At 52.5% G+C, this 26,283-nt stretch carries 21 protein-coding genes; 15 read left to right on the forward strand and 6 right to left on the reverse strand.

What is annotated here, in order from left to right; genetic code table 11:
• Positions 1 to 5: 5 nt before the first annotated feature.
• From P0Y67_RS00315 to P0Y67_RS00340, 6 genes are all read left to right on the forward strand, one after another.
• Positions 6 to 938: a DUF58 domain-containing protein gene (locus tag P0Y67_RS00315; protein WP_027252754.1), complete on the forward strand. Its 933-nt coding sequence runs from the start codon at positions 6 to 8 to the stop codon at positions 936 to 938.
• Entirely contained in the window at positions 935 to 1,471 is a 537-nt protein-coding gene (locus tag P0Y67_RS00320) for a DUF4381 domain-containing protein (protein WP_027252753.1), read from the forward strand. Before P0Y67_RS00315 ends, P0Y67_RS00320 begins: the two co-directional genes overlap by 4 nt.
• Positions 1,461 to 2,471: a vWA domain-containing protein gene (locus P0Y67_RS00325; RefSeq protein ID WP_342390254.1), complete on the forward strand. Its 1,011-nt coding sequence runs from the start codon at positions 1,461 to 1,463 to the stop codon at positions 2,469 to 2,471. The genes P0Y67_RS00320 and P0Y67_RS00325 overlap by 11 nt, the downstream gene beginning before the upstream one ends.
• A complete protein-coding gene (locus tag P0Y67_RS00330) occupies positions 2,468 to 4,141 on the forward strand; it encodes a vWA domain-containing protein (protein ID WP_342390255.1) in 1,674 nt (557 codons plus the stop codon). Before P0Y67_RS00325 ends, P0Y67_RS00330 begins: the two co-directional genes overlap by 4 nt.
• 3 nt (positions 4,142 to 4,144) lie before the next feature.
• Positions 4,145 to 5,401: a hypothetical protein gene (locus P0Y67_RS00335; protein ID WP_342390256.1), complete on the forward strand. Its 1,257-nt coding sequence runs from the start codon at positions 4,145 to 4,147 to the stop codon at positions 5,399 to 5,401.
• 104 nt (positions 5,402 to 5,505) lie between these two features.
• Positions 5,506 to 6,492 carry an HAD family hydrolase gene (locus P0Y67_RS00340; protein WP_342390257.1) on the forward strand — a complete coding sequence of 329 codons (987 nt, stop codon included), beginning with the start codon at positions 5,506 to 5,508 and terminating at the stop codon, positions 6,490 to 6,492.
• Between the two features lie 87 nt (positions 6,493 to 6,579).
• Here P0Y67_RS00340 and P0Y67_RS00345 read toward each other — a convergent pair whose 3' ends face one another.
• A complete protein-coding gene (locus P0Y67_RS00345) occupies positions 6,580 to 7,881 on the reverse strand; it encodes a dicarboxylate/amino acid:cation symporter (protein ID WP_342390258.1) in 1,302 nt (433 codons plus the stop codon).
• Between the two features lie 404 nt (positions 7,882 to 8,285).
• Positions 8,286 to 10,325, reverse strand: coding sequence for a methionine--tRNA ligase (gene metG / locus P0Y67_RS00350; RefSeq protein WP_342390259.1), 2,040 nt, complete (start codon positions 10,323 to 10,325; stop codon positions 8,286 to 8,288).
• 163 nt (positions 10,326 to 10,488) lie between these two features.
• On the opposite strand from metG, the gene apbC reads away from it, so the two are divergent.
• The 5 genes from apbC (at position 10,489) to P0Y67_RS00375 (ending at position 16,807) form a co-directional block, all read left to right on the forward strand.
• On the forward strand, positions 10,489 to 11,577 hold the full coding sequence (gene apbC / locus P0Y67_RS00355) for an iron-sulfur cluster carrier protein ApbC (protein ID WP_342390260.1): 1,089 nt from the start codon (positions 10,489 to 10,491) through the stop codon (positions 11,575 to 11,577).
• A gap of 213 nt (positions 11,578 to 11,790) precedes the next feature.
• Entirely contained in the window at positions 11,791 to 12,435 is a 645-nt protein-coding gene (udk, locus tag P0Y67_RS00360) for a uridine kinase (RefSeq protein ID WP_027252745.1), read from the forward strand.
• A gap of 187 nt (positions 12,436 to 12,622) precedes the next feature.
• Entirely contained in the window at positions 12,623 to 13,219 is a 597-nt protein-coding gene (dcd, locus tag P0Y67_RS00365; RefSeq protein ID WP_342390261.1) for a dCTP deaminase, read from the forward strand.
• Positions 13,220 to 13,386: 167 nt separating this feature from the next.
• The gene (locus P0Y67_RS00370) at positions 13,387 to 15,606 is read left to right on the forward strand and encodes an AsmA family protein (RefSeq protein ID WP_342390262.1); all 2,220 of its coding nucleotides are present in this window, start codon (positions 13,387 to 13,389) and stop codon (positions 15,604 to 15,606) included.
• A gap of 154 nt (positions 15,607 to 15,760) precedes the next feature.
• Positions 15,761 to 16,807 carry a metal-dependent hydrolase gene (locus P0Y67_RS00375; RefSeq protein WP_027252742.1) on the forward strand — a complete coding sequence of 349 codons (1,047 nt, stop codon included), beginning with the start codon at positions 15,761 to 15,763 and terminating at the stop codon, positions 16,805 to 16,807.
• On the opposite strand, the gene cobO is transcribed toward P0Y67_RS00375, so the two are convergent.
• The gene (cobO, locus tag P0Y67_RS00380; RefSeq protein ID WP_342390263.1) at positions 16,808 to 17,413 is read right to left on the reverse strand and encodes a cob(I)yrinic acid a,c-diamide adenosyltransferase; all 606 of its coding nucleotides are present in this window, start codon (positions 17,411 to 17,413) and stop codon (positions 16,808 to 16,810) included.
• 187 nt (positions 17,414 to 17,600) lie between these two features.
• On the opposite strand from cobO, the gene P0Y67_RS00385 reads away from it, so the two are divergent.
• Complete coding sequence (locus P0Y67_RS00385) at positions 17,601 to 18,059, forward strand: glycine zipper 2TM domain-containing protein (RefSeq protein WP_027252740.1); 459 nt, start codon at positions 17,601 to 17,603, stop codon at positions 18,057 to 18,059.
• 128 nt (positions 18,060 to 18,187) lie between these two features.
• Here the strand turns inward: P0Y67_RS00385 and P0Y67_RS00390 are convergent, their stop codons facing one another.
• Entirely contained in the window at positions 18,188 to 18,745 is a 558-nt protein-coding gene (locus tag P0Y67_RS00390; protein WP_027252739.1) for an NADPH-dependent FMN reductase, read from the reverse strand.
• Between the two features lie 201 nt (positions 18,746 to 18,946).
• On the reverse strand, positions 18,947 to 19,279 hold the full coding sequence (locus P0Y67_RS00395; protein ID WP_342390264.1) for a YnfA family protein: 333 nt from the start codon (positions 19,277 to 19,279) through the stop codon (positions 18,947 to 18,949).
• A gap of 290 nt (positions 19,280 to 19,569) precedes the next feature.
• Here P0Y67_RS00395 and P0Y67_RS00400 point away from each other — a divergent pair, with 290 nt between their 5' ends.
• The 3 genes from P0Y67_RS00400 (at position 19,570) to P0Y67_RS00410 (ending at position 22,608) form a co-directional block, all read left to right on the forward strand.
• A complete protein-coding gene (locus P0Y67_RS00400; RefSeq protein ID WP_342390265.1) occupies positions 19,570 to 21,060 on the forward strand; it encodes a SulP family inorganic anion transporter in 1,491 nt (496 codons plus the stop codon).
• Positions 21,061 to 21,069: 9 nt separating this feature from the next.
• Positions 21,070 to 21,921: a universal stress protein gene (locus P0Y67_RS00405; protein WP_027252736.1), complete on the forward strand. Its 852-nt coding sequence runs from the start codon at positions 21,070 to 21,072 to the stop codon at positions 21,919 to 21,921.
• Between the two features lie 213 nt (positions 21,922 to 22,134).
• Positions 22,135 to 22,608 (forward strand): low molecular weight protein-tyrosine-phosphatase, encoded by a 474-nt coding sequence (locus P0Y67_RS00410; protein WP_342390266.1) that lies wholly within the window; start codon positions 22,135 to 22,137, stop codon positions 22,606 to 22,608.
• 125 nt (positions 22,609 to 22,733) lie between these two features.
• On the opposite strand, the gene rne is transcribed toward P0Y67_RS00410, so the two are convergent.
• Positions 22,734 to 26,012, reverse strand: a complete 3,279-nt coding sequence (rne, locus tag P0Y67_RS00415) for a ribonuclease E (protein ID WP_342390267.1) — start codon at positions 26,010 to 26,012, stop codon at positions 22,734 to 22,736.
• Positions 26,013 to 26,283 lie beyond the last annotated feature (271 nt).

A 26,283-nucleotide genomic window follows, 5' to 3' on the forward strand; every position in this document is an offset into this window, starting at 1 on the left:
AGGTTATGGCTGAGCTCTTGCTGGATTCACGCTTGTATTGTCAGCCTGCCAGGCTGGCGGCTTTGCAGGTGCAGGCTGCACAGTTGTCGTCGCCTTCATTGTTGAAAATCCACAGCATTTTGTCCGGGCGCCACAGCTCCAACTTTCGCGGCCGGGGCCTGAACTTTGAAGAGTTGCGCCACTATCGAAAAGGCGACGACATCCGTCAGCTGGACTGGCGGGTGACTTTGCGCACCGGTGAGCCCTATGTGCGGGTGTATACCGAAGAGAAAGATCATCATGTCACTTTGTGTGTTGATCAGCGCGCCACCATGTTTTTTTCTTCTGTCGATACCATGAAATCCGTTGTTGCGGCAGAAATCGCAGCTTTGATTGGCTGGTCTGTGGTCAAAAAGAACGATCGTGTCGGGCTGGCCATCTTCGGGGAAGATCAGCTAACAGACCCGCGGCCCACCCGCACGCAATCAGAGTTTCTGGCTCAGCTCCACCGGCTTTGTGAAGTCAACCAGTCGCTGAGTGTGGCTTCGTCTTCGTCAGAGCAAAACCAGCTTGATGCCATGCTCACGCGGCTGATGGAGCGAAAAGAGCGTAATGCGCTGGTGGTTATCCTCAGTGATTTCTACCAGTGCAATGCGGCCTGTATTCAAAAATTGCAGCATCTACAGCGGCGCGGGCATGTCCTGTGTATTGCGATTAGCGACCCGCTTGAGCAGTCATTTTCTTCTGGGCAAGCCTGGGTGGTGTCAGACGGAGATCTGCAGATGAACATTGAACCCGGCGAAAAAAGCCAGGCCGTCGACAGGCATCTTACTGCCTTGTATCAGGCAAGGAAGGAGACGCTGAGCAAAATCATGGCCATGAAGCACCTGCCATTTATTGAGCTGGATACCTCAGGCGGCCATATCCGCCAATTCCAGCAGGCACTGGAGAATGCATGATGACGCAGCCTGCGCCCCCTTCCTCTTATATTCTGAAAGATTTGACTGAAATCGCTCTGCCGGACGCAGTGAGCTGGTGGCCTCAGACGCTCGGCTGGCAGATATTGGGTGTTGTGCTAGTGGTATGCTTGCTGTTGTGGGCTGTCTACCGGTATCGCCTGTATCGCTTTAACCGTTACCGTCGCGAAGCCATGAGGGCGATTGCGGTGATAGAGCAGGGCACTGAGCAGGCTAGATCTCCGTCTGCCATGAGTGATTTATTCCTGGTGCTGAAAGTGACCGCGGCCCATGTTCAGCCCTCACTGGCTTCACACCTTGACCGGCAGTTTTTGCGCTATCTGGACACCAGTGCTTCGCTGACTGAAGGTTTTGATTCTCCGGCCGGGCAGTGCTGGCTGGACAGCCTGGTGCAGCCTGATGCCACTCTCAGTGATGACCAGGCGCAACAGCTATTGACCCTGGCCAACCGCTGGGTGAAGCACCACAGTAACCCCAATCAGCCCAGGCTGCTCTGGAGGCGAGATGAACATTGAGCTGACATATCCTTGGGCCTTGTTATTGCTGCCGCTGCCCCTGCTGGTGTACTGGCTGACGCCTGGCTACAAAACACGCCGGACGGCGATCAAGGTGCCATTTTTTGATGCCCTGGTTGAGGCGCTGGATGAAAAACCGGAGCGCGGCGCCAGCATTCTGCGGCCCGCTTTCTGGCAGCGGGCCTTGCTGACGGCCTCCTGGGTGCTGGTGGTCATCGCGTTGTCCAAGCCTATGTTGCTGGGCAAACCGCAACAACGTCAGGAATTTGGCCGTGATGTGATGGTGGCGGTAGACCTGTCCGATTCTATGAATACCGACGATTTCACCTCGGCCTCCGGCGACAAGCTGTCGCGCCTGGAAGCGGCTAAGCAAGTGCTTGCCAGCTTTGCCGAAAAACGTCAGGGAGACCGGCTGGGGCTGATTCTCTTTGGTGATGCCGCTTTCGTGCAGGCCCCCTTTACCGCCGATCATCAGGCTTGGCTGTCATTGCTCAATGAGGCACAAACGCCCATGGCCGGTTTGAGTACCCATATGGGGGATGCTATCGGGCTGGCGATTAAGGTTTTGCTTGAAGACAACCTGCAGCAAGGGGAGTCACCAAAAGAGAAGCTGGCAATTGTTCTGACGGATGGCAATGATACTGACAGCTATGTTGCCCCCGAGGATGCGGCCAAGCTGGCGAAAGCCCGTAGTGTGAAAATCCACATGATTGCGATGGGCGACCCGCAGACGGTCGGCGAAACTGCCATCGATATGGATACAATTAATAGCGTTGCGGCGACAACAGGCGGGAAGGCGTTTCAGGCACTGAACAGCCAGGAGCTGAACCAGGCTTACGACACCATCAATGAACTGGAACCTCAGTTATATCAAAGCACCTATTATCAGCCCAAGTCCTCGCTGCACCCTTATTTGCTGATGGTCGTCAGCCTGCTGTATCTGTTGGCCTTTAGTTTTGCTACCTGGCGGCGTAGCCGGACAGTGAGGGAGGCCGCATGATGGATATGTCAGACTTTGCACTTGTTCTGGCTCAGTTTCGTTTTATACGGCCGGCGTGGCTGTTGCTGTTTGTGCCGTTTGTCTGGCTCTTCTACGTCCAGTGGAAAAGCCAGGAAGCAGGCAGTCAGTGGCAGAGGACTCTGCCTGAACACTTACGAAAAGCCTTAACTGTCGGTGGGTCCGGCTGGCGCAGGCAATTACCGTTACTGATCCTGATGCTGACCACGGCACTGGTGATTCTGGTGTGTGCCGGGCCGACCTGGAAAAAGCAGCCGTCTCCTTTTCATGAAGATAAAACTCCGCTGATTGTTCTGATGGATACCAGCCAGGCCATGCTGGAGAAGGATGTCGCCCCGGACCGGCTCACCCGCGCCAAACAGAAAGTGGAAGATTTGCTGGCGATTCGGGCCGGGGGTGAGAATGCCTTGATTGCCTACGCTGCGACAGCCCATGTTGCGATGCCGCTGACGCGCGATATCGCTGTGTTCAAACCTATGCTGGAAGCCCTGTCACCGGACATCATGCCCAGGGAAGGGAAAAATGCGGCATCGGCCATTTCACTGATTGAACAGCAATTGCAGCGCCGTGATATTCCGGGCACTGTGTTACTGATCACCAATGATGTGTCGGCGCAGAGTATCAGCCAGCTCCATGACTATTTTTCCCAGCATGCGCATCAGTTGCTGGTATTAGCGGCAGGGGATGACACCCGCCCCAGCGATCTGCCGCTCAGCATGAATCACCTCAATGCGCTGGTTGATATCGGCAATGCAGATTTACATCCCCTGACGGTGGATAACACAGATGTGGAATGGATCAAGCGCAAGGTTGAAAATCATGCGGCACTGAATGCCAGCACCCATCAGCCCTGGCAGGATATGGGTTATTACCTTTTGATTCCTGTGCTCTTGCTTATATTGCTGTGGTTTCGCCGGGGCTGGCTGGTTCAGTGGAGCGTGGCTGCACTGGCCGTTGTTACTCTGTTGGCAGTACCTGAGCCGGCTTATGCTGAGAGTGTGCATCAGGTTAATCCGGCCAGCCAGAAGTCCGCTCCCCCGGCGCCTGATGCCGGAGAGCGGCTGAAGCAGTTCTGGCTGGATCTCTGGCTGACCCCGGATCAGCAGGGGCAGTGGTATTTTCGACGGGGTGACTATCTTAAGGCGGCTGAGCATTTTGCAGATCCGCTCTGGAAAGGGGTCGCGTATTATTATGCGTCTCAGTTTAATGCCGCGCATACTGTTTTCATGCAAAGCAGTGAAGAGGTGATGCAATTCAATGCCGCCAACGCGCTGGCCCATCAGCGCGAGTATGTAGCGGCGCGCAAGCTATTGCAGGAACTGATGAAGACTTACCCGGATAATACCGCTATGCAGCATAACCTGCAGGTGATTGAGGGGATTATCGAAGAGATTAACCAGTTCAGTGACAGTCAGTCCGGCGGTGAAAATGCTAACGAGGGTTCCGTTGAGCTGGGGGACGAACCTCAGACGTCGGATGGCGTGGATGAGCAGGTTAATGCTCAGGCGATTATTCAGGACAAACTGACCGCTGAGCAGCTGCTGGGTGATGAAGATATCGCCAACAAATGGCTGGAGCGGGTAGAGGCGGATCCGAAAATGTTTCTGCGCTCTAAATTTTCCATTCAGTATCAACAAAGTCAGGAGCGTTAAACTATGCGCCGCGCTTTAATGTTCGTCCTGCTGCCCCTGCTACTCACAGTGACTGCGCCGTGGGGACTGGCGGCAGAAGAAAGCAGTGACAGCCACCGTGTACTGATCAAAACCTGGTTAACGACCGCCAGTCAGAAAGACGCTCGTCAGGTGGCGGTGAATGAAATGGTTACCCTGCACATCGATCTGGCGACTTCGACCTGGTTTACTGCCGGTACCCGGATTGGCAAGATCACCGATCCCGGACTCATGACCTCGCAACGCAGCCTGAAAGCGGTGAACTATACTGAGCAGCAACAAGGGACAGCCTGGTCTCATCAAAGCTGGGAGATCCCGGTTTTTGTGACCCAGTCGGGTCAGTATGTCATACAGCCGATTCCAGTGACGGTCGAGGTTTCGCTGTCTCCAGGGCAAAATAAAGCGGCGACCTTAATGACGCCGGAACTTCGTTTCTCGGCATCATTACCCTCACCGGCGCTGACCGGCCAGCGGCCCTGGTTTGCGGCATCCGGGGCTTCGCTTGAGCAGACCTGGCAGCAGAGTGCCGATACCCTGCGCGCCGGTGACAGTATCACGCGGCGGATCACTCTCAAGGGAGAAAGTACGCTGGCCGTCATGCTGCCGAACCCGTCTCAGCCTTTGTTTGATGATGCCTACCAGACTTATGTCTCGCCCAGTGATCTGCAAGATAGCTATAACCGCGGTATGTATTCGGCCAGCAGAACTGAGCAGGAAACCTACGTGCTGCAGGCCGGCGGCGAGATAGGTTTCCCGCCGATTGAGGTGCAGTGGTGGGACAGCCAGAACCAGCAGCTCAATACCCTGACCCTTGAGGGCAAAACCTTTGCGGTGAAACATACGCTGCAGTCGTGGCTGAAGTATTACGCGCCCTGGCTGATTGCCGTGCTGGTGCTGTTTGCTCTGGCTTTGCTCGCCTTTCAGCTCGCCAAACGCTATTTTGCCAGCCGCCCGTTGCCATCGCGTTATCTGCTCTGGCGGGCTGCCCGACGTAAGGACTGGCCGCAATGCCGCCAGCTTATCTATCAAAGGCTCTATGAAAAGACGCATCTGACCGCGCTTGCTGATTTTGCTCAGGATGAGAAGTGGGCCGCAGACAGCCAAAGGCTGATGTCAGAGCAGATTGACAGCCGGCTCGTACGGTCGGTGTGGCGGCAAATCACGCACAGAGCAAAAGCGCAGAGCCAGTATCAGGTTCTGCAGCCGCTACGCCAGCTGGCACGCAGGTATCCGCCTCTGTAATGGACTGACTGAATTGCCGGCGCATGATCTAAGCTTACAGCGTCATATTAATGAGAATCTTTATATCACGTAAAACTCGCACACTGACTGTTAAGGGGATTTGTATGATTCGAGCGACAAGGTTTTTGCTTCTGCTATTGTTGAATGCCGTTATTATTCCTGCCGCCTCAGCGGCCGCCGATCCGCTTCCGTCCTGGAATGACACGGCAACCAAACAGCAGATGATGCAGTTTGTTGAACAGACCACAGACAGCAGCTCTGCGCAGTTTGTACCTGCCTCTGAGCGGATTGCTACTTTTGATAACGATGGCACTTTATGGGCAGAGCAACCGGCGTATTTTCAGCTGTTTTACGCGATTGACAGGGTAAAAGCCCTGGCAGACAAACACCCTGAGTGGAAAACGGAAGAACCTTTCGCTTCCATTCTCAAAGGCGATATGGAAGGGGTGAAAAAGTCAGGCATGGAAGGCTTGATGAAGCTGGTGATGGTGACTCATGCCAACATGACAACAGAGCAGTTTTCCCAGTCGGTTGAGCAATGGATGCAAACCGCGAAGCACCCGGTGACGAACAAGCCTTTCACCGACATGGTTTACCAGCCCATGCTGGAGTTGCTGAACTACCTGCGCAGCAACGGATACAAAACGTACATAGTTTCAGGCGGTGGTGTCGAATTTATGCGGAGCTGGGCACCTCAGGTATACGGTATTCCGCCTGAGCAGATTCTTGGTTCGAGCATTAAAACCGAATATAAACTCATTGATGGTAAGCCTGCGATAACACGCCTGCCTGAAATCGACTTTATTGATGATAAAGAAGGAAAACCGGTCAATATTCAGAAAATTATCGGCCGACGGCCCGTGATTGCCTTTGGCAACTCAGACGGCGACTTAGCTATGCTGCAATGGACCAAAGCGGGCAGTGGTCCGCGGATGTCACTCTTGTTGCATCATACCGACGCGGAACGGGAGTGGGCTTACGACAAAGAGTCATCCATCGGCCAGTTAGACAAAGCCTTGTCAGTGGCTGAAAAAGAGCAGTGGATTGTTGTCGATATGAAGCGGGACTGGAAGCAGGTTTTTCCGCAATAAGCCATTTTTCAGTGCCGCAGCAGAAATGAAATACGCCAGTCGTGGACTGGCGTATTGGCTGGACTGAGTGACTGTCAGAGCAGCGCATCAGGCTTTGTGCAGGTGCACTTCTTCGTCTTCTTCGCCTGCTTTTGGATCGTTAAAGCGGCTGATGTCCATTTCGTTTTCAGATTTACCGACAATACAGGTGACAACACTGTCGCCTGTGATGTTGACGGCAGTGCGAATCATGTCCAGCAGGCGGTCAACACCCATGATGATCGCAATCCCTTCTACCGGCAGACCGACCTGATTCAATACCATTGCCAGCATGATCAGCCCGACGCCTGGTACACCGGCGGTGCCGATTGAGGCCAGTGTTGCTGTCATGATCACGGCCATGTAATCGCCCATGGTCAGCTCGATATTGAATGCCTGGGCAATAAAGGCCGTGGCCACACCCTGCATGATGGCGGTGCCATCCATGTTGATGGTTGCGCCCAATGGTACAGTGAATGAGGCCACTTTATTGCTGACCCCCAGGCGCTTGGTCGCCGTTTCCATAGTCACCGGGATGGTGGCATTTGAAGAAGCGGTGGAGAAGGCGAACATGATCGCATCTTCCATCTTCTTGAAGAAAACGAACGGGCTCAGACCCGAGAACATTTTCAGCATCAGGCCGTATGTGAACACCGCATGCAGAATCAGGGTACAGCTCAGCACCAGGAAGTAGCCCATCAGGTTATAGATAGCATCCAGACCCAGGCCGGTGAACAGCTTGGCCATCAGGAAGAATACCCCGTATGGCGCGATGTGCATCAGCAATGCCACCAGCTTCATGATCACTTCGTTCAGATCGGCAAAGACGCCAGCAATGCGTTCGCCCGCTTTACCTGCTGCACTGATGGCAATACCGAACAGAATGGCAAAGACGATGATCTGCAGCGTATTGCCCTGCGCCATGGAATTGATAGGGTTGGTCGGGAACATGCCAATGATCACTTCACCCAGTGAAGGGGCTTCCTTGGCTGCAAATGAGGTCGCGGCCGCCAGATCTGCGCCTTCGCCAGGCTTAAACAGCGTGCCCATGGTCAGGGCAAGGGTAATGGCCACAGCCGTAGTGGTGAGATAGAAGGCCAGCGTTTTACCGCCAAGACGGCCAAGGGTGCTGATATCGCTCAGGGTGCTGGTACCGCACACCAGTGAGACGAAAACGAGGGGCACCACCAGCATTTTCAGGCTGGCAATAAAAATGGAGCCGCCTACTTCGAACAGGCCGTTAACTATGTAGTCTTGAACAAATGCCGTGTCAGCGAAAAGCGAGCGGATGATAAATCCAGTCAAAATACCCAGCACCATACCGAGAATGACTCGGGCGGTCAGGGACAGTTTTTTGTTTTGGGTTTTCATGAAAGAACACTCCTTATTATATGTGGCTCTGTTACTGATCCTCAGAGCGCGGAGCAGATTACCAGTTCCGGTTACAAACCCGCGATGTAAAATCAATGTCATGATTTAAAGCTTGTATGAGATCACACTTTATTGAGTGAATTGTTAGAGAAAGCTTATATTCATTAACAATTAAGAAACCGTTTGATTGCTTTATATACTGATATAGCAAGCATTTTTTAGTTATATCGTCTGCTCTTTGCGATTTTGATGAAATCAATCGCTGAGTGTGCGGGTCGTGTGTGCCGCTGAGAAGAGCATGATTGTGAGAGAGTTGCCGGTGGGGAAGCCTGCGGAACCAGGGGAAATAAGGATAAAAAAAAGGAGCGACCGCTCCTTTTTAAGATGTTTATCGTGAATCCATTTTACATCACACGCATGCCAGGCTGGGCACCGTCATGAGGCTCCAGCAGCCACAGATCTTTGCCACCAGGGCCGGCAGCCAGAATCATGCCTTCTGACATACCAAACTTCATTTTACGTGGTTTGAGGTTGGCAACGACAACCGTCAGCTTGCCGACCAGATCTTCCGGGTTATAGGCAGACTTAATGCCAGAGAAAACCTGACGGGTTTCGCCGCCGATATCGAGCTGGAACTTCAGCAATTTGTCCGCTTTTGGCACAGACTCACAGCTGATGATTTTCGCGATACGCAGATCCACTTTGGCAAAGTCATCGAACTCGATTTCATCCGCAATAGGTTCTTCAACCAAAGGTCCGGCAGCAGGTTTGGCAACCGCGGCTTTTTCAGCGGCGGCATCTTCTTTAGATGCCTCAACCATCGCTTCAATGTGTTTGCTGTCGATTCGGTTGAACAGGGCTTTGAACTTGGCAATCTCATGGCCTGTCAGTGGCTGTGCGATACCCTCCCAGGTCAGGGTTTCATTGAGGAAGCCTTCAACGCGCTCTGCCAGTTTTGGCATCACAGGTTTGAGGTAAGTCATCAGCACGCGGAACAGGTTAATACCGACAGAGCAGATTGACTGCAGCTCGGCATCTTTGCCTTCTTCTTTGGCCACAACCCAAGGTGCTTTCTCATCGACGTACTGGTTGGCTTTGTCAGCCAGGGCAGTGATCTCGCGGATGGCACGACCAAATTCACGGTTCTCGTACAACTCGGCAATACGGTCAGACGCCGCCACAAATTCCTGGTACAGCGCCGGTTCTGCGAAGGTGTCGGCCAGTTTGCCGTCGAAGCGTTTGGTAATGAAACCTGCGTTACGGGAAGCCAGGTTGACAATCTTGTTCACGACATCGCTGTTGACGCGTTGTGAGAAGTCTTCCAGGTTCAGGTCGAGATCATCAATACGGTTGTTCAGTTTGGCGGCGTAGTAGTAGCGCAGGCACTCAGGATCCAGATGTTCCAGATAGGTGCTGGCTTTGACGAATGTCCCCTTAGACTTGGACATTTTGGCACCGTTGACCGTGACATAGCCGTGAACAAAGACATTGCTCGGTTTGCGCAGACCGGCACCGTCCAGCATGGCTGGCCAGAACAGGCTGTGGAAATACACTATGTCTTTACCGATGAAATGGTAAAGCTCAGTGGAGCTGTCTTTGTTCCAGAACTCATCAAAGTTCAGATCGTCACGCTTGTCACACAGGTTTTTGAATGACCCCATGTAACCGATAGGCGCGTCCAGCCAGACGTAGAAATACTTGCCGGTTTCGCCCGGGATCTCAAAGCCGAAGTATGGCGCATCACGGGAAATATCCCATTGCTGCAGTCCGCCATCGAACCATTCCTGCATTTTATTGGATGTTTCTTCCTGCAGTGCGCCGGACTTGGTCCACGCTTTTAACATGCTTTCAAACTGAGGCAGGTCGAAGAAGAAGTGCACTGAGTCTTTCATTACCGGGGTGGCACCAGAGACAGCTGATTTCGGATTGATCAGATCCGTCGGGCTGTAGGTCTCACCACAGTTGTCACAGTTATCACCGTACTGATCGTCCGCTTTACATTTCGGGCAGGTGCCTTTGACGAAACGGTCCGGCAGAAACATTTCTTTCTCTGGATCGAACAGCTGAGAAATGGTGCGGCTGGTAATAAAGCCGTTTTTCTTGAGTTCGTTATAGATGAAAGAAGACAGCTCGCGGTTCTCTTCAGAATGCGTGCTGTGGTAGTTATCAAAGCTGATATCGAAGCCAGCAAAATCCGCCTGGTGCTCTTTGCTCACTTCGGCAATCATTTGCTCAGGCTCCATCCCCATCTGTTGGGCCTTAAGCATAATTGGCGTACCGTGCGCGTCGTCTGCACAGATGAAATGAACTTCGTTGCCGCGAAGGCGCTGATAGCGCACCCAGATATCCGCCTGGATATGCTCAAGCATGTGGCCAAGGTGGATAGAACCGTTAGCGTACGGCAGGGCGCAGGTCACCAGAATTTTTCTTGGGTTTGCAGCCATATTTCTCTATTCGCTCATGATGGGTAAAAAAGATAATAAGCCTTGAATAGTACCCCAAGGCAGGCCTGATTCATAGCCGTAATCACTGACAATTAGAGCGGTTTCAGGCGCAAAGTGATAGGATAAAAACAGCGTATTACAACGAATAAAGCAGGTCTTTCTCATGGTGAATAATCCCAACAGTCCTTTTGCCGATAAAGCGGCATTGTGTGACTGGTTAAATCAGTTTACACATCCCTGGCTGGTGCATGAGTGGGCGGATACTTCCGGCCTCGTCCACTGGCAAGGTGATCAGGAAGTGCACATCACGCTGCCTTTTGCCGCTTCGTCTGTGGCCGATGCTTTAACAGACTGGATTGCTGAACAGCAGGCTCAGCAGATTGCCACTGATCTGAACGTCAGTGTCAAAGTGCGGGTCGCGCCTTTGGCCGCCAATGACAAGCCGCTATTGAAAGGCGTTAAGAATCTGCTGGTCGTCAGTTCGGCCAAAGGCGGCGTAGGCAAGTCGACGACAGCCGTGAATCTGGCGCTGGGATTACAGGCGCTGGGCGCCCGGGTCGGACTGCTGGATGCCGATATTTATGGGCCATCTGTGCCTATGATGCTGGGCGCGGCAGATGAAAAACCGTCCTCACCGGACGGAAAAATGATGTCCCCGGTGCTGGCGCATGGCCTGTATACCAATTCTGTCGGCTACCTGGTGCCGGCCGATAATGCCACTGTGTGGCGCGGCCCGATGGCTTCGAAAGCCCTGTCGCAGATTATGAATGAAACCCTGTGGCCGGAGCTGGATTATCTGGTGGTGGATATGCCGCCCGGCACGGGAGATATCCAGCTGACCATGGCGCAACAGATGCCTGTCACCGGGGCTGTGGTGATCACCACCCCGCAGGATCTGGCCCTGGCTGATGCCATCAAGGGGGTAAATATGTTCAGTAAAGTGCATGTGCCCGTACTCGGCGTGGTGGAAAACATGAGCTACCACATCTGCAGCGCCTGCGGTCACCATGAGGCGATTTTTGGTGCCGGAGGGGCGGAGAGAATGGCGCGGGACTACGCGATTCCTTTGCTGGCTCAGGTGCCACTGCATATTCAGATTCGTCAGGATATTGACCAAGGCACACCGACAGTGGCGTCATCACCTGACAGTGAGCAGGCTCAGGCTTATATAGAGTTAGCCGGGCGCGTAGCCAGTCGACTCTATTGGCATGGGCAACCTGTGGCAGAGCAGATCAGTATTAAAACTCTATAATTGCAGTCAATGTAACTGTTCCAGCCTTGTTTGCCGTTGCATTTGCATAATGTTTTGAGCGCAAGATCGCATTTGCTCTGGTATCCAAGGCGTCAACTCCTTATAATCGTGCGGTTTAATTTTTACCTGCAGTATAGTGCTGTGCCGCTGAGTAGGGCCGGTTACTGAATTTGGGTAATAACCCGCTAGATATTCTTACAGGTGCTTTCTGATATGTCTGAACATTCACACCAATGCGTAATTATCGGGATTGCAGGCGCGTCTGCTTCCGGTAAAAGTTTGATTGCCAGAACGGTTTACAACGAACTTAGAGAAAAAGTTGGCGATCAACAGATCGGTGTTATTACGGAAGATTGTTACTATAACGATCAAAGTCACCTGAGTATGGATGAACGGGTAAAGACCAATTATGACCATCCCAATGCCCTTGACCATGATTTGCTTTGTGATCATCTCGAAACCCTGATGCGTGGTGAAGCGGTGGAAGTACCGCAGTACAGCTATAGCGAGCACACCCGTATGACGGAAACCACCTCGCTGACACCCAAAAAGGTGATCATTCTGGAAGGTATCCTGCTGCTGACGGATCCCCGTTTACGTGATCTGATGCACGCGACTGTGTTTATGGATACCCCGCTGGATATCTGCCTGTTGCGCCGTTTGCAGCGTGATGTGGCAGAACGCGGCCGGACAATGTCATCGGTACTGCAGCAATACCAGAAAACCGTTCGCCCTATGTTTATGCAGTTCATTGAACCGTCCAAACAGTATGCCGATATTATTGTGCCGCGAGGTGGCAAGAACCGCATTGCGATCGATGTATTAAAAGCGCATATTGCCCGCTTACTCAAAGCGTAAAGGTATGGCAAAGGCTGGCTCAGGTCAGCCTTTTTTGTCTCCTGAACCCTGCGTTGTAATAAAAAGACGTGACGACATGTCACGCAAGCGGCTGCAAAGATAGACCTGCTGCGAGCAGGTCGTTATAGTGGCGGCAAACATTTCTGATAGTCTTTTTTGATTTTTTGCCCTGGAGATAACCCGCACCATGAGACTTTGTGACAAGGACATCAAGGCCTATCTTGATGAAGGTAAGATCAGTATTGAGCCGCGCCCGTCAAATGATGTGATCAGCGGTCTGACAATCGATGTCACCTTAGGTAATAATTTCCGTATTTTTACCGACCACGGTGCCCCGTTTATCGATCTCTCCGGCAAAAAAGAAGATGTTGCGGCACAGCTCGAAAAAGTCATGAGTGATGAGATTGAGGTCACTGATGGTGATGCCTTTTTCCTCCATCCGGGACAACTGGCGCTGGCGGTGACGCACGAATCTGTCACCTTACCGGATAACATTGTCGGCTGGCTGGATGGACGCTCTTCGCTGGCCCGCCTGGGTTTGATGGTGCACGTCACAGCGCACCGTATCGATCCGGGCTGGTCTGGCAGAATCGTATTGGAATTTTATAACAGTGGCCGGCTGCCGCTGGCACTGCGCCCGCATATGCCGATTGGCGCCCTGAGCTTTGAGGTGCTGTCAGGCTCTGCGGAGAAGCCTTATAACAAGCGCGCCAATGCGAAATATCACAATCAGCAGGGTGCGGTTGCCAGCCGAATCAATGAAGATGAGAAGAAACAGCGCTGATTATTGTCAGAAGCGCATTAAATTGTAGTCAGAATGATAAGGTCACCTTAACGGTGGCCTTATTTTTTGCTTTAATAAATCAGGTATTTTGACATTTTTTGTTGGCATTTTTAGTGTGTCACAGGTCAATAAATGTTGTTCAATATGGCACACACTCCGAGGACAGAATGAAAAAAATTCTCTATGTACTGCTGGCGATCGTGCTGGTTGTGGTGGTGGCGATTGGCGTTCTGGTGACGCTGGTCGACCCGAACCAATTTAAGCCTTTGATTGCGGAACAGGTGAAGAAGGCCACCGGCCGTGATTTGGTTATTGAAGGCGATATCGGCTGGCGTTTTTTCCCGAGCGTGGGCTTCGCGATTGGCCGGACCGAATTTCGTAATCCGGCAGGTTTTGATGAAACCAACCTGGTTCAGTTCAATGAAGCGGGTGTGTCTGTGTCTGTACTGCCGCTGCTGTCTAACCGGCTGGAAATTGGCCAGGTCACGCTCAAAGATGCCCGTGTGTTTATTCAGACGCGCAAAGATGGCGTCAGTAACCTCGATGGCTTAGGTGGCGATAAACCGGCCGCAGACAGGGCGTCTGACTCCCGGGAAACTGAGGTACAGCCGACAGCATCAGGTGAGGGTGAAGTGGTGGCTGAAGGCGAAACGGCAACCGGTGAGAAGTGGGTGATCAGTCTGGCAGGTATAGCACTTGAAAATGCCAGTGTCAGCCTGCGGGACGATCAGGCAGGCACCGTCACTGCGCTGGACTCGCTGAACATGAATCTGAGCCAGTTTGCGCCGGGTGAATGGGCGGATCTGAATTTTGATCTGGCGGGCCAAAACGGTGCGATGCGCTTCTCTGCCCAGGGCAAAACCAGCCTGCAGTTGGCGGAAACTCTGGATAACGCGGCGCTGAAAAACACCGAGCTCTCCGCCAGCATGACAGAAGCCGGCACTCAGCTGGATAATGTTACGGTGAAACTGGATGCCTTTAATCTGGGCGAGTGGAGCGACGTGACGCTGTCAGCCAAAGGGCAGATCCCCGATCTTGCCTTCAATGCTGAGGGTAAAACCCGGATTAGGGTCAGCCAGGATAAGGCGAACATTTCGCTGCAGGCGCTGGATCTGAAATCAGATCTCGAAGGTGCCGCTCTGCCCCGGCCGACGATGAAAGTGGCCGTGTCTGGCGATGCTGAATACGATCTCAAAGCCGCGCTGGCGACCCTGAGCGGGTTGACAGTGAAGGCGGATGAACTGGCGTTGAACGGCGACGCCTCTTTCAAACAGGCCGATATTCCGGTGATCCGTTTTGCGCTCAGCAGTGAGGAGATCAATGTCGACAACTGGACCGGTGGCGACACAGAGGCTGCAGCCAGTGAGGAGGCCAAGCCGTCAGAGACCGCAAACACGGCATCTGCACCGGCTGGCAGTACGTCGGTCAGCGAACAGGAGCCTGATCTGTCGGTCTTGAAACAGTTCGATGTCGACGGCACTGTGACGGTGAAGCGCTTTGTGGCGGCCAACGCCAGGCTGAGCAATGTTGATCTGGCGATAGCGATTAAAAATGGGGTGTTTTCTCTCAACAAGTTTGCCGCCCAGCTGTACGACGGGACAATATCCGCCACAGCCAGACTGGATGCCAACGGTGCTTTGCCGGTGTACCAGATCAGCAATACCATCAAAGGGGTACAGGTACAGCCTTTGCTGGTCGATGTCGCCGAGAATGATATTCTGGCGGGCACGGGTAACATTGATGTTGAAGTGGCAGGCAAAGGTCTGGCAGAGTCGCGGCTCAAGAAGAACCTGGACGGGACAATCGCCATCAATTTTGCTGATGGTGCGGTCAACGGGATCAATATTGCCAAGATGATCCGTGAAGCCAAGGCCAAGCTGAAAGGTCAGTCTGATACGGTACAGAACGAGCCGAAAAAGACAGATTTCTCTGCGCTGACGGCGACCTTTATGCTGAAAGACGGCAAAGCGGCGACCAATAATATGCATCTGGCTTCGCCTCTGCTGCGTGTTGATGGCAAAGGGAATACGGATCTGACCGAGCAGTCACTGGCGTTTCAGATTGATACCTCTGTGGTGGCCACCAGTAAAGGACAGGGCGGTAAATCGGTAGACGAAGTCGCGGATATCACAGTGCCGCTTGATATTACCGGCACCTGGCTGGCGCCAGATTATGCCATCAACTTTAAAGAGCTGGTGAAGCGGAACAGCGAGCTGGATAAGCGGGCGAAAGAGCTGGAAGCAAAAGCCAAAAAAGAAGCCGACAGGCTGGAAGAAAAGGCCAACAAGGAAGTGCAACGCGGGCTGGATAAATTGCTGGGCGATAAAGCCGGTGACGATAAAGTCAAAGAAGCAACGGATAAGTTGCTGAAAGGACTGTTTAATTAACGCGCAGTTTGCGATTAAACCAATGAGATCAGGGCCAGCCGGGTAAACCGCTGGCCCTTTTTATGCCAGCCGCTATTTTGTTACTGATAATGTAGTTGGGCTATCTCTGACTGAACGGTTTGGTACAATCAGCAAAAAATTATGGAGAGTGACCTTGGATTCAGTGACACAGGCGGCGTTGGGCGCTGCTGTTGCCGGCATGATAGCCGGCCGAAAAGCCTCACCCAAAGTGCTGGTGGCCGGTGCCATGCTGGGGACCTTGCCGGATCTTGATGTGTTAATCGATTATGGCGATCCCGTATCGGATATGGTGAAGCATCGCGGCTTCAGCCACTCTCTTTTTGTGCTGTTTCCGCTTTCGTTGTTGCTGGCGTGGTGCTGGCACCGATGGCGGCCAGCCAGCTCATTCAGTTTCCTGCGGTTGTGGGGCCTGGTGGCGGCCTGCCTGATCACCCATCCCATTCTGGATGCCTTTACCGCTTACGGTACTCAGCTTCTGTGGCCTTTGCCTGTCAGTGTGGCGGTGTCCAGTATCTTCATCATTGACCCGCTTTATACCCTGCCGCTGTTAGTGACGCTACTGGCCGCGCTACTGTGGCGAGATCGTATTGCCAGCCTGTGCAAAGCCGGTGTTATCCTGTCCAGTCTGTACCTGATCTGGTCGGTAGTGGCGATGCACATGATTGAGCAGAGAGTGGAAAACCAGGTGGCAGGAACGCCACTGGAAGGCAAGCCGGTTTTTGTCTCGCCAACGCCTTTTAATACCGTGCTATGGCGAATTGTGGTGTTAGGCGAGGACAGCTACTGGGAAGGGTTGTCATCACTGCTGGATGAGTCAGACACTGTGGACTTTCTTGAGAAAGACCGCGGCCGCTGGCCACTGAACGACAAGCCTTCAACCTTGCAGGCGCTTGAACGTTTTACCCGTCAATTCATTCGCTATGAAGATAACGGCAGCCAGATCATCGCCACAGATCTGCGTCTGGGCATGGTGGATTATCTGCCGTTCCGGTTTGTGTTTGCCAGCCGGGAGAAGCATGCAGACTGGCAATTCCCGCTGCCGGTCCAGTTGAACAGCCCAGCGGTGCGGATCAAACATTTACCTTCTTTGTGGCTGCGCTTGTTAGGCAATCAGGATATTGATGCAGACCTCTGCCACGCGTCTGAGGCCTGTCATCATTCGGCGCTGCCGTCGTCCTGATTACCAGTCTACGCCTTTGCGGGCTTTGATACCGCTCTCAAAGGCGTGTTTGATGTTGCGAACTTCTGAAACGGTATCGGCCATGTCAGTCAGGCGACGGTGAGCCGCACGGCCTGTTACCACCACGGATTGCTCCGGTGGGCGCTGTGCGATAGTGTCCAGCATTTCATCGATATCCAGATAGCCGTAAGTCAGCATGTAAGTCAGCTCGTCGAGCAATACCACGTCATAGCTGGCGTCTGTCAGCATCTTTTTACATTCGGTCCAGGTGGTCTGCGCCGCGAGTGTATCGGCTTCTTTGTCTTGCGTGTCCCAGGTAAATCCTGTGCCCATGACAGCGAAAGTGACGCCGTGCTGTTCGAGCAGGTTCCGCTCGCCATTGTCCCAGGTGCCTTTGATAAACTGACCGACACCGCATTTCTGACCATGGCCGACCGCGCGGGCAATAGTGCCGAAACCAGAGGTGGATTTACCTTTACCGTTACCGGTAATGACCAGCAAGATGCCTTTTTCTGTCTGAGCGGCAGCCACTCGGGCATCGACTTCATCTTTGACTTTTTGCTGCCGGGTTTTGTAACGATCCTGCTTATTGTGTTCGTCTGCCATAACTGCCTCTTTATGTTGGCGTTCCTGCGGAAAAGAAAAGAGGTGATTGTGTTCGAGCAGAGCACAAGACGCAAGTGGGATTGGCGGTTTAATGACGTCCTGACTCTCTCATTCCTTAGTCAATGGAAGAAAATAGGGATTGCTATACTTCTAGCGTGAACCCTTAGCAGGTAAAGAAGGTGAAGTTGTGAAATACGTCCTTTTCGTCTTTTTCATTGCGGTGCTGGCAGTGAGTGGCTGTGCAAGAAATCCTTACGGTGATAGCTATGGCCGATCTCAGGCCCAGCAGATCCAGCAAGTGAAATACGGCACTATTGTTCAGATTGATCCTGTGACCTTAGAAGGTGAGCAGAATGTGATTGGCACCATAGCAGGTGCAGCCGTGGGCGGGATACTGGGCTCGAAAATCGGTGGCGGCAGCGGTTCAGACATTGCTGCCATCGGGGGCGGTTTACTGGGTGGTTATGCCGGGAGCAAAGCCTCACAGAATCTGTCGGAAAGTAACGGGGTGAACCTGACGATTAAACTCGATTCAGGCGAAACCATTGCTATCGTCCAGGCTGTTGATCCTAATATGCTTTTTCGGGTGGGACAGAAAGTCCGGATTAATGTCACTGGCAGAACCGCACGGGTAGTGCCTCAGTAATCCATTCTTTAACGCTGTGGTTTCAATAGTAAACAAGGCGTGTTTCGCTTGCTCAGATCCGGATTGGACAGCCAGACCGCTAGGTTGCGGCCTGGCTGATGTGTCGGATGACAGGAGTTGGCCGGTGCTTATGCCTTAGCGACCAGCTCAGTCATTCTTTGCAATTCCGTCAGCAAACCTATGAGACCTTTCTTCATTGCGTCATTGGCTTCCAGCACGCCTTGGTCATTAATGTATTGATTATAAAAGGCAATAGGTACAGAAGCCGACAGGGTTAGCGTGCCGACGCCAGAGAGCAGCAGCCGTAAGGCCTGAGTTGAACGCAGCCCGCCGGACACCCCGCCATAACTGACAATACCGGCTGGCTTTCCAGCCCATTCTTTGGCCAGAAATTGAATCGCGTTGACTAATGCGGCAGGCGGAAAGTAGTCGTATTCCGGGGTCACAAAGAGAATGGCATCCGCTGCGGTAACGGTTTGGCTCCACTGCTTAGTATGTGCTTGGGTGTATTTTTGCTGAGCAGGGTGATCAGGCTCGTCCAGTAAGGGCAGGTTCACTGCTTTCAGATCAGCAAATGCCACTTCAAACTGTTCTGCACTTTCTGCTTCCTGTACTACCCACTCAGCAACCGGTAAACCACCACGGTTAGGCCGGGTACTGCCGAAGATGATTAATAGTTTTTTCATACTTTTTCCTTGAATACTGACACAGGCTAGTGACGTCAATGTTCAAGTGTAGTGGTGATTCGCCGTCAATGATGAAGGGCTAAGTATTTTCTATGTCGTTGCAGGAAAACTTGAGGTAAGACGGGCAGTAAGGACTGACAGTGACGCATCAGCCTTACCGGATAAAAATATCTATATATGCAAATATCTATATCTAAATATCTATGTATGCCTTGGGGCAAACATGATGATGCACATACCCGTAATGGCGACAGACGCACCGAGCAAATCCCAAAACGTAGGGCGGATACCATCTACCAACCATAGCCAGAAGATGGCAGCGAAGATATAAACCCCGCCGTAGGCAGCGTATACCCGGCCGGACGCTGTGGGGTGCAAAGACAAAAGCCAGGCGAACAGCGCCAGGCAAATAGCGGCAGGAAACAGCAGCCAAACCGATTTGCCTTCCCTCAGCCATAAATAGGGAAGGTAGCAGCCGAGAATTTCTGCCAGTGCGGTGCATAAAAACAGCATCAGGGTTTTCAGTTCTGTCATGGGGCGTATTGTCATTGCTAGTGGGATTTCAGGCGCTATTTAACCATAACAGCATCTGCGACGGTGTATTTACTGAGATCGCTGCTGGTTTTTTCAATATTTGGCTGAGCTTGCGCCTGATCCCGAACATATTGGATAAAAAGGCATTTCTATTGACTAGGTTGAAAGGAGTGAATAGGATCACACTTTTACACGCCGTGGAGAGACAGATGTCAATTACGCCGCCTTAGCCGACAAGCCACCTCCTAATCTTTCTAACCTCTTGTTTACACAATCTTTTGAGAAATTTTATGATAGAAACGATAAAGCGTGATTGGTTATCCAATGTGCGTGGTGATGTATTGTCCGGGCTTGTAGTTGCACTGGCTCTTATTCCAGAGGCGATTGCTTTTTCCATTATTGCCGGGGTTGATCCAAAAATCGGCCTGTATGCCTCATTCAGTATCGCGGTCATTATTGCGTTTACCGGCGGCCGCTCTGGCATGATTTCAGCGGCAACCGGTGCCATGGCGCTGCTGATGGTGACTCTGGTCAAAGAGCATGGTTTGCAGTATTTGCTGGCAGCCACAGTATTAACCGGTATCTTGCAAATCGCGGCCGGGTATCTGAAATTGGGTGATTTGATGCGCTTCGTTTCCCGTTCGGTCGTCACGGGATTTGTGAACGCATTAGCCATTTTGATCTTTATGGCCCAGTTACCTGAACTGACCAATGTCACCTGGCACGTTTATGCTCTGACGGCGGCCGGTTTGGGTATTATCTACCTGTTCCCTTACGTCCCTTTCGTCGGAAAAATGCTGCCATCGCCACTGGTGTGTATTCTGGTTATTACTGCCGTCACATTGACCTTTGGTATTGATATTCGCACGGTTGGCGACATGGGGCAATTGCCTGATACCTTACCTGTTTTTCTGTGGCCGGATGTGCCGCTGAATCTGGAAACCTTATGGATTATCCTGCCTTATTCAGTCGGCCTGGCCATAGTAGGTTTGCTGGAATCCATGATGACAGCCACAATCGTCGATGATCTCACCGACACCAGCAGCGACAAAAACCGGGAGTGTAAAGGTCAGGGGATTGCAAATATCGCCACCGGCTTTCTGGGTGGGATGGCTGGTTGTGCCATGATTGGTCAGTCGGTTATCAACATCAAATCCGGTGGCCGGGGCAGGCTATCAACCTTTATCGCAGGTTTGTTCCTGCTGATCATGGTGGTTTTTCTCAGTGACTGGATCAAGCAGATCCCAATGGCGGCACTGGTTGCTGTCATGATTATGGTGTCTATTGGCACTTTCTCCTGGTCTTCGATTAAAGATCTGAAGTCACACCCGCTGTCGACCAATATTGTGATGGTCACCACCGTTGCTGTGGTCGTGGCCACACACAACCTTGCTATTGGTGTGTTTGTCGGTGTTCTGCTGGCGGCCCTGTTCTTTGCCAACAAGATCGGCCACTTTATGGTGGTGAAGAGTGATCTGGAACAAAACGGCGAAGCAAGAACCTATCGTGTTGTGGGACAAGTCTTTTTTGCCTCTTCAGATCAATTTCTCGCCGCCTTTGACTACAAGGAAGTGCTGGAGCGTGTCACTATTGACCTGTCATCAGCCCACTTCTGGGATATCACAGCCGTCTCATCGCTGGACAAAGCCGTTCTTAAGTTCCGCCGTGAAGGTACCCAAGTCAATATTATCGGCATGAATGAAGCAACTGCGACCATAGTTGATAAATTTGGTGTTCATGACAAGCCGGAAGAAGTTGAAAAACTGATGGGCGGCCATTAAGGAGATATCATGACGCAATATATTACTGCATGTATAGACGGCCAGCATTACTCGAAAGCCGTGGTGGAACTGGCAGCCTGGACAGCCAGGCGTTTGGATACACCGCTAAAACTGCTGCACGTGCTGGATAAAGACAGGTATCAGGCTGATTCTCAGCTGTCCGGGACAATTGGTCTGGGCAGCCGTGAAGCGTTACTGAAAGAGCTCAGCGAGCTGGATGAGAAACGCTCCAAACTGGAAATACAGCACAGCAAAGCTTTGCTCAATGATCTGGAATCTCTGGTCACTGACACTGGTGTCCCTGCTGTGGTCAAGCAGCAATTGCATGGGCATCTTGTCGAGACGTTACTGGAGCTGGAACCTGAAATTCGGGTACTGGTGCTGGGTAAATCTGGTGAGTTACATCAGCAGGATGCCAAGGCGATTGGCTCGCAGCTGGAAAGTGTGGTGCGGGCATTTTCGACCCACACTCTGATTGCTAACGGCGATTTCAGTGAACCGGCTGAGTATCTGCTGGCGTTTGATGGCAGCGAAACCAGCCAGAAGCTGGTGCAGAAGGCCATTGATACCCCGTTACTGAAAGGGATGACGTGCCACTTAGTAATGGTGGAAGATGCTGACAACAAACGCGACGCCTTTGAGTCTGCGGCCGAGACCCTGAGCAATGCAGGTATTACCGTCACTAAAGTGTGCCTGACGGGAGCAGTCGGCAGTGCAATTTTGCAATATCAGCAGGAAAAATCGATTGGCATGATAGTGATGGGGGCGTACGGCCACTCTAAGCTGCGCCAGTTCTTTGTCGGCAGTAATACTACCCGGCTTCTGGTGGATGCCACTGTCCCTATGCTGTTAATCAGATAACGCAAAGAATATCAGAGACTCAGACCAAGGGAGCGATTTCGCTCCCTTTTTTGATCGTTGTGTTCTGTAAGCTGTGGTGCATCTGGCACCTCAGCGCAAGCAACCAAGGGTAAGGCGCAGGCAGGTTTGTGTATGCCCGACAGTTGCAATGATTGTCCAGGGGGGCGTAGTCTTGTATCAAGAGTCAATCTAATCTGATGATGAGGACAATTGATGCCAGAGAAGAGAAAACCATCCGTGCTGTTAGTCTGCATGGGCAATATTTGCCGCTCGCCAACCGCAGAAGCGGTGTTACGTGCTAAGGCTGTGAAAGCGGGTGTTGAGGTTGAGATCGATTCTGCAGGAACGATTGGATTTCACGAAGGAAAGCGGCCGGACAGTCGATCACGTGCTGCCGGGGAAGCCAGAGGATACAGCTTTGAGGGGATTCGTGCCCGTCAGATAGCTGTCGGTGATTTCGATAAGTTTGATTTAATTCTGGTCGCTGACAGGCAAAATTTATCAGATCTGACAGCTATCTGTCCGGCAGAGCACCTGTCTAAACTGTCCTTGTTGCTCAACTTTGCCGATGCTGATGAAGATGAAGTACCTGACCCCTATTATGGTGGTGAGGACGGTTTTGAGCGTGTGCTGGATTTAATCGAAGCTGCTGCGGACAGGATAGTTGCCGGTCTGAAACAAAGATGATTTGGCGTGAGCTGTGTGTGGCTCTGAGTTAAGAGGCCAGGTTGGCGATGTAGGCTAATACGAAACACAGAAAGTAAAAAAGCCATGCAAACGCATGGCTTTTTGTCTTTATTGCGGTATCAGAATTACTCTTGTGTCTCTGAGGCCGCTTTGGTCATTGGCGCTGAAGCAACGCTCGTTGCTGTCTGGCTGCCTGCTTGACGGGCTTGAATCAGACTGGCACGTAACGGTGCAATCGCTACCGGTGTCGTATCCAGCACTTGCTGCGGAGCAGGGGCCTTAGTCATCGGAGACACGCTGTGAATCCCGCGAGGTGCGCTTGCCGTCACTTGCTGCTTAACGGCTGCTGTCACTTGGGCCACAACTGGCGACTCAATCGCCTCTTGCGGACTGGCTTCTTCTGCCTGCTTTTCCGTAACCGTTTCGGCGACAGCTTCAGTGACAGTTTCTGCTACCAGAGGCTCGGAAACGTCAGCGTCGATAGCCGGGCTTTCAGAAACCTGGGTGGTTTCCGGTGCTTCAGCCACAGTTGCAGGTGCGGTTTCAGCTTGCTCAACGCGGGTTTGTGCTGGCTCGCTTTGCGCTGCAGGCTGACGAAGTGGCATGACTTTAGCCATTGCCAGTTCCGGCATGGCCACACCGCTCAGTGATGCAGCCTGTGCCTCGGCGGATTGCTCAGCCTGTACCGCTGCTGCAAGGGTTTCAGTTGCTTCAGCGCTATCTTCTGCGGCGGTATCTTCTGCATGGACAGCAGGCTTGTCGTGACGAGGCCAGACTTTACCCATTGCCATTTCAGGAGACGCCACACCTGTAGTTGGACGACGCTTAGGACGCTCAACAATGGAGACCACGTTTTCCATTTCGCCCAGGCTGTCAGACACTTCTTCTACCGCATGGGTAATGGCATCAGAGACAGCCTGATCGACCTGGTCTTCATCCTGTTGAGGACGCGTATCGCGGATGCGGCGACGACGCTGACCGCTGGCACGCAGGTGTCGTGGTGAGCGGCGGTTACGGCGTTGACCTTCCTGACTTTCCTGTGCATCTGTTTCCGACTGTACATCGGCAGATTCAAGCTCAGCGGCAGAGTTGGCTTCTTTGGCCATTTCGATACCGACGTTCTTAACACGGCTTGGCGTGTTATCGCTGACCGCAGCAGGTGCTTGCTCTGTGTCACCGGCTGGCTGCAGTTCTGCAGATTCCAGGCGGATCTTCTTATGCAACTGGCGACGTTGACGGCGTTGTTTTACCTTCTCGGTCTTTGGTTGCTCAACGTTGTCGGTGATCGCTTCCGCTGTTGTGTCAATGACCTCTGCCGTTTCAGCTTGTTGCTGTTTTTCCTTACGGCGTTGCTTTTGCACTTCATCGCGGCGTTGGCGTTTTTGCTCTTTGATTTCTTCATCAGCTATTGTGCGCGGTGCCGCCGCTTTCGCTGGCTTTTCAGCCTGAGCGTTACGGTCTTGCTTAGGACGCTCATTGCGACGACGTTGCGGACGCTGACCTTTTTCGCCAGCTTTGGCATCGCGTGAATCGCGATCATCATCCTGACGGTTACGGCTCTGGCCCTGACGGCTGCCGTCTTTGCCACGGCGGTTATCACGACGGTTGTCACGTCGGTTATCCTGGCGTACGGCAGGTGTTGTCTCTTGCTTCTCTGCCGGCTTCTCTTCAGACGTGCTGCTAAAGAGGCTGGCAAGAGCGCTGAACAGACGCTGGAACAGACCAGGCTTGCTTTCTGCTTTGACCGTCGGCTCAGAGACTGCGGCAGGGGCAGGCTTAACAACCGGCGCTGGTGCTTTTGGCGCAGTGAATCCTTGCAGAACGGGCTCTTCACGCTTCTTGGTTGCACGCTCTGGCGCCGCTTCCGCGGCTTCTGTCTCACGTGTGGCTTCCAGCACTTGCGGAATGTGGTAAGACAAGGTGTCTTTTTCTTCGCCGGTACGCACACGCAGCACTTCAAAATGCGGTGTTTCAATATCAGCGTTAGGAACGATCACTACTCTTACATCGTGATATTTTTCGATGTGTTGTACAGAGCGACGTTTTTCGTTCAGCAGGTAGGACGCGACAGCAACCGGTACGATAGCCTGTACCTGAGAGCTGTTGTCTTTGAGTGCTTCTTCTTCAATTAAGCGAAGAATAGACAGAGACAGCGACTCGTTATCACGTACCACACCTGTACCTGTACAGCGTGGGCAGACATGGTGGCTGGCTTCAGCCAGAGAAGGACTCAAACGCTGACGCGACATTTCCAGCAGGCCGAAGCGGGAGATACGGCCGATTTGCACGCGGGCACGGTCCATTCGCACGGCTTCACGCAGGCGGTTTTCCACTTCACGCTGGTGACGAACCGGGGTCATATCGATGAAGTCGATAACCACCAGGCCGCCTAAGTCGCGCAAACGCAGTTGACGGGCGATCTCGTCGGCCGCTTCCAGGTTGGTCTGCAGCGCGGTTTCTTCGATATCACCGCCTTTCGTGGCGCGGGCTGAGTTGATATCGATAGAAGTCAGGGCTTCTGTCGGGTCGATAACCACAGAACCGCCGGAAGGCAGACGCACTTCACGCTGGAAAGCCGATTCAATCTGGCTTTCAATCTGATAGTGGCTGAACAGCGGCACTTCGCCTTCGTAACGTTTTACTTTAGGCAGAAAATCAGGACGGATCAGCTTGATGTGATCACGGGCGCGGTCGAAGATTTTCGGGCTGTCGATCAAAATCTCGCCAATATCACGGCGCAGATAGTCACGAATAGCACGGGCAATCACATTACTTTCCTGATGGATCAGGAAAGGGGCAGGGTGGGCATCGGCGGCTTCTTTCACTGCGCTCCAGTGATTGAGCAGTACGTTTAAATCCCACTCCAGCTCTTCAGCGGATTTGCCCACGCCAGCAGTGCGTACAATCAGGCCCATGCCATCAGGTAGCTGCAGGGTGCTCAGTGCGGCTTTCAGTTGGGTGCGTTCTTCCCCTTCGATTCGGCGCGAGATACCGCCGGCACGAGGGTTGTTTGGCATCAGTACCAGGTAACTTCCCGCCAGGGAGATAAAGGTTGTCAGCGCAGCCCCTTTGTTGCCGCGTTCTTCTTTATCCACTTGAACGATAACTTCCTGACCTTCTTTCAGCACTTCCTTGATATTAGGACGACCCTGATAGGTGTAGTTGGCTGGGAAGTAGTCGCGTGCAATTTCTTTCAGAGGGAGGAAACCGTGACGCTCGGCACCATAGTCGACGAAAGCTGCTTCAAGACTAGGTTCGATACGGGTAATGCGGCCTTTGTAGATATTTGCTTTCTTAGATTCGTGTCCTGGGCTTTCGATATCAAGATCGAATAGCTTTTGACCGTCCACTAATGCGACGCGCAACTCTTCCTTCTGAGTTGCGTTGATCAACATTCTTTTCATTCTGTGTACTCATTTATTGTCGTTGTTTTAGTGAGCCAATATTGGATTTTCTACCGATGCTGCCTGACCCCAAGTCTGATTTACGGTTGCAACCTCACGGTTGGATGTTTCAGGAGTGCTCTATGGCTACACGTATCTGCCAGCTGTACTTAAAGATGGTATAAGACCATTAAAAGTGGCTTTAAGACCCTACGGTACTCAGCCGGTAACACCGCGTCATCGCGGTTGTATCTCTAACACCGATAAAAAATCTGCAATCGGAACACTAATA

Origin of the sequence: Photobacterium sp. SP02, from assembly GCF_038519165.1 — a bacterium.
Classification (GTDB): Bacteria; Pseudomonadota; Gammaproteobacteria; order Enterobacterales; family Vibrionaceae; genus Photobacterium; species Photobacterium halotolerans.